The organism is Rhizobacter sp. P2_D12, from assembly GCF_056404395.1.
In genome coordinates, this window is sequence record NZ_JBFUEB010000209.1 from 1 (window position 1) to 4,545 (window position 4,545).

The 4,545-nt window shown below is 69.1% G+C and carries 2 protein-coding genes; both read left to right on the forward strand.

The annotated features are described in order from the left end of the window. The coding region (locus AC1DYN_RS31565; RefSeq protein ID WP_477966596.1) for a cobaltochelatase subunit CobN at window positions 1-4,035 on the forward strand (4,035 nt) is incomplete at its 5' end. Between the two features lie 8 nt (window positions 4,036-4,043). Further along, on the forward strand, window positions 4,044-4,475 hold the full coding sequence (locus tag AC1DYN_RS31570; RefSeq protein ID WP_477966598.1) for a MotA/TolQ/ExbB proton channel family protein: 432 nt from the start codon (window positions 4,044-4,046) through the stop codon (window positions 4,473-4,475). Window positions 4,476-4,545 lie beyond the last annotated feature (70 nt).

Here is a 4,545-nt window from a genome sequence, read left to right on the forward strand (position 1 = left end):
GTGCTGGCCTTCAACGGCGAAGCAAGCCTGAACCTGATGACGCGCGCCGCGCACGGCAGCCTGGCCGGTTTCGCGCCCGAGCTGCTGCGCGAACTGGCGGCCGAAGCGCCGGCGCCCGCCGCGCTACAGGCGGCAGAGGCGAATCCCGCGGCCCGTCACTGGCTCGCGGCGCGCCGCGTCTGGCAAGCCGGCGGCGTGGACAACACCACGGCCCTCATCGCCCACCTGCTGCATCCATCGACAGCGCTCGGCCCTCCGCTGCTAGAACCGACGCTGCGACTGCGCGTCGGCCAGAACGAGCTGCAGGACGCCGCTGCCTGGGGCAACGCCGCCAAACTTGGTCTGAAGGACCGCCCGACCGTCGTCGTGCTCGACCTGGCGAACATGGATGGCATGGTGCCGGCCGCCCTGTGCCGCCGCATCGAAGAGCAAGGGCAGGCCTGCGTGCAGCTGCTCACGCGCTGGGGCGGCGCCTCGCGCGAAGCGCTGGTGCGCCTGCCCGAGCTGATCGCGCCGGCCCGACCGGCGGCGCTGGTGGTGCTGCAGGACTTCGTCGTCGGCGCCGCCGAAGGCCGTGAAGTCGTCAGCGAAGCCTTCAAACGCCTCGATATCCCCGTGTTCAAGGCGATCCGCCTGTCGGACCGCACCGCGATCGGGTGGCAGCTTTCGCCCGATGGCCTGCCGCCGGATTCGGTCCAGTACCGCGTCGCGCTGCCTGAATTGCAGGGCATCGGCCAGCCGATGGTGGTGGCGGCGCTCGGCCAGTCGCAGCGCGACCGCCTGACCGGCATCGAGAACCGCCCGCCGGTGCTGCTGCCGGCCGAAGTTGATCGCATGACGGCGCGCGTGAGCCGCTGGCTGGCGCTGCGTGCCAAACGCAACGCCGACAAGCGCGTCGCGATGGTCTATTACAACCACCCGCCGGGCCGCCAGAATATCGGCGCCGACAACCTGAACGTGCCGGCGTCGCTGTTCGACATGCTGCATGCACTCAAGGCGGCCGGCTACACGGTCGGCGATCTGCCGGCCACGCCCGAAGCGCTGCTCGACATGATCATGGCGCACGGCGTGAACCTGCCGGAAGACCGCGCCGCGCTGCGCGAAATGAGCGGCGTGGTGAACAGCGTCAGCGCGGCCGACTACGCGCGCTGGTTCGCGACGCTTGCACCGCGCGTGCAGGGCGAGATGAAGGACGGCATGCTGGGCCGCCTGCATGCCGACGTGCTGGTCGCCGAAGCGCAGGGCGAGCGCGCGCCGGGCCGCAAGCAGGCCGAGACGATCATCAAGGAATTGCTGCATCTGGTCGAAGGTGTCGACCATCCGCAGCGCGTGCAGGCCACGCGCGATCTGCATGCGCTCGAAGACGGCTACCGCGCCTGCCTCGATGACAGTAAACCCAGTCCGTGCAAGGCGCTCGCACCGCTGTATCGGCGCCTGATCGGCTATGGCATCGAAGGCATGCGCGGCTGGGGACCGGCGCCGGGCAAGGTGATGGTCGACAGCGGCAAGCTGCTGGTACCGGGCCTTACGTTCGGCAATGTGTTCATCGGCCCGCAGCCACCGCGCGGCTGGGAAGTCGATGAAGAACTGCTGCACGCGAATACCAGCATCACGCCGCCGCATCAGTATCTGGCCTTCTACCACTGGATCCGCGACCGCTTCAAGGCCGACGCTGTCGTGCACGTCGGGCGCCACTCGACCTTCGAATTTTTGCCCGGTAAAGCAGTGGGCCTGTCGAGCGACGATTATCCCAGCCTGATCGCGGGCGACCTGCCTGGCATCTACCCGTACATCGTCGACGGCGTGGGCGAGGGCACGCAGGCCAAGCGCCGCGGCCTGGCGATCATCGTCGACCACCTGACGCCCCCGCTGGCAACGACGCCGCTGTACGACGAGCTGCTGTCGCTGCGCCAGATCGTCGAAAGTTTCGAAGCCGCGTCGTCCGAGTCACTCAAGACGCAGGCCGCGCAACTGATGCGCGAGCGTGTCTTGGCGCTGAACCTGCGCGCCGAACTCGAAGCGTCGATGTCCGACGTGCTCGAAGTGCGGGGCATCGGCTTCGATGCTGCCGATGACGATTTGCTGGCGCACGAGGTCGGCCACTACCTGACCAAGCTGCAAGAGAAGTTCATGCCATTCGGCCTGCACGTCTTTGGCCGRCCGTGGGACCAGAAGTCGCTCGACCTGATGCTCGATTCGATGACCAAGAGCGGCATCGACGATCCGTCCATCGCCGCCAAACTGCGCGACTCGCCACGACGCGAAATGGCGGGTTTGCTGGCCGGCCTGGATGGCCGCTACATCGAGCCGGGCAAGGGCAACGATCCGCTGCGCTCACCCGAGGCACTGCCGACGGGCCGCAACTTCCACGCGGTCGATGGCGACATCCTGCCGACGCGTTTGGGTTTCGGGCTGGCGCAAAAGATGGCGGCCAAGGCGATGGCGCGCAGCAAGGGCGACGCTGGGCGGGAGCAGGGCAGCGAAGGCATCATCCTGTGGGCGTCGGACGCCGTGCGCGATGAAGGCGTGATGGTCGGCTTCGCGCTGGCCATGATGGGCGCCGAGCCAGTCTGGAATGCGCGCGGCATTGTCACCGATGTGCGCCTGGTGCCGGGCGCCGTGCGGCGCGATGCGCTGGTGACCACGTCCGGGCTGTTCCGCGATTTGTACCCGAACCTGATCCGCCTGATCGACCGCGCCGGCCGGCTGGCGCTGGCGGCGTCCGCCGAGACGATGGCGCGGCAAGACCCGACCCTGCGCGAGGCGCTGCAAGCGGCGCTGGCGCCGCTCCAGGGCACCGCCTGGGGCACTGAAGCAGTGCAGGACAACCGGGTCGCCCGCGAGTGGCTGGTGCGCCAGCGCGCGCTGGTCGCCGGCGGTGCATCGACCCTCGAAGCGGGGCAGGGCGCCGCGCTGCGCGTGTTCGGCGATGCGCCGGGCGCGTACGGCACGGGCGTGAACCGCCTGACCGAACGCTCGGGCGCCTGGCGCGAGCGCGAAGAAATCGGCCGCGCGTATCGCAACCGCATGGGCCATGCGTACGGCCTGGATGCCGACGGCGACGCGCAGCACCGCGCCTTCGACGTGGCGCTGGACGGCATCCACCGCACCTACCACGGCCGCGCCAGCAATCTGTACGGTCTGCTCGACAACAACGATGCCTTCGACTATCTGGGCGGCCTGTCGCTGGCCGTCGAGACACGCACCGGCCGCGTGCCGGACGCGCTGATCCTGCAGCACGGGCGGCCGGGCCAGGCGGACGTCGAGCCGCTGGCCACCGCGCTGCTGGGCGAATTGCGCGGGCGCTTCCTGAACCCCGCGTGGCTGCGCCCATTGATGGACAACGGCTACTCGGGCGCACGCACGATGGGCCAGRAATTCATCGAGAACCTGTGGGGCTGGCAGGTCACACGGCCGGACCTCGTGAAGAACTGGGCCTGGGATGAAGTCAAGGCCGTCTACTTCGACGATGCGCACAAGCTCGGCCTGCCCGCATTCCTGGGCCAGCGCCACAACGCGCACGTCAAGGCGCACATGCTGGCCGTGTTCATGGTGGCTGCCGAARAAGGCTTCTGGAAGACCGACCCGGAAACGATCCGCACGATGGGCGGCGAACTGGCGCGCCTGGTGGCTGCCAATGGCTTGCCGGGCAGCGGCCACACGTCGCCCGATCACCCGATGTGGGGCTGGCTGGCGCCACAACTCGATCGCGGCGATGCGCAGCAGCTCGGCGTGACGCTGGCAAAGGCGCGCGGCGAGATGCTGCCGGCGCTTGCGGTCCCGGCGTCGGCTGGCTCGCCGGCCGCGGCGCCGCTACGCGCTGACGCACAGCAGGGGCAGGCGCCTGCTGCGCCCGCACCGGCGGCCCCGCCAGCCATGCGCGTGTATGAACTCAACCAGCAACCCGAACCCGCGCCGCTCCCTGGCCTGCGCATCGTGCAGGTCCTGGTCATCCTCGCCGCCTGCTTCGTCCTGTTTGCGCTCGGCCTGTGGCGCGGCCGCAGCATCCCTCAACCTGTAAGGAGTACTCCATGATTGATCACTTGTCCTATGCCTGGCTGCACGACGCCGTCAGCTGGCTACTCACGCCTTCGCTGGTGGCGCTGCTGGCCGGCTGCGCCATTGCGCTGGTCGAATCGGGCATCGCCGTCGGCGAGCGCTTTCACGGCCTGGCCCGACTGCGCGCATCCGGCAACGTCGAACAGGTGCAGAAGCTGGCCCGTCACCGCCTGGAGCGCGCTGACCTGCTGGCGCGCATCCCGCCGATGCTGGGTTTGATGGCCACCATCATTCCGCTCGGGCCTGGTCTGGCCGCGCTGGGTGAAGGCGATCCGGCCAAGCTGGCCAGCGCCGTGACGGTTGCCTTCGATGCGACCGTGCTGGGCCTCGTTGCCGGCATTGCTGGCCTGGTGATCGGCAAGCTGCGTCGCCGCTGGTACGAAGAAACGCTCGACGCGATGGAGCCGCTGGCATGAGCGCCCCGGCACGTGGGCGTCTGCGCCTGTACCGCCATCTCGACGCACGCTTCGACCAGAGCGACGAAGA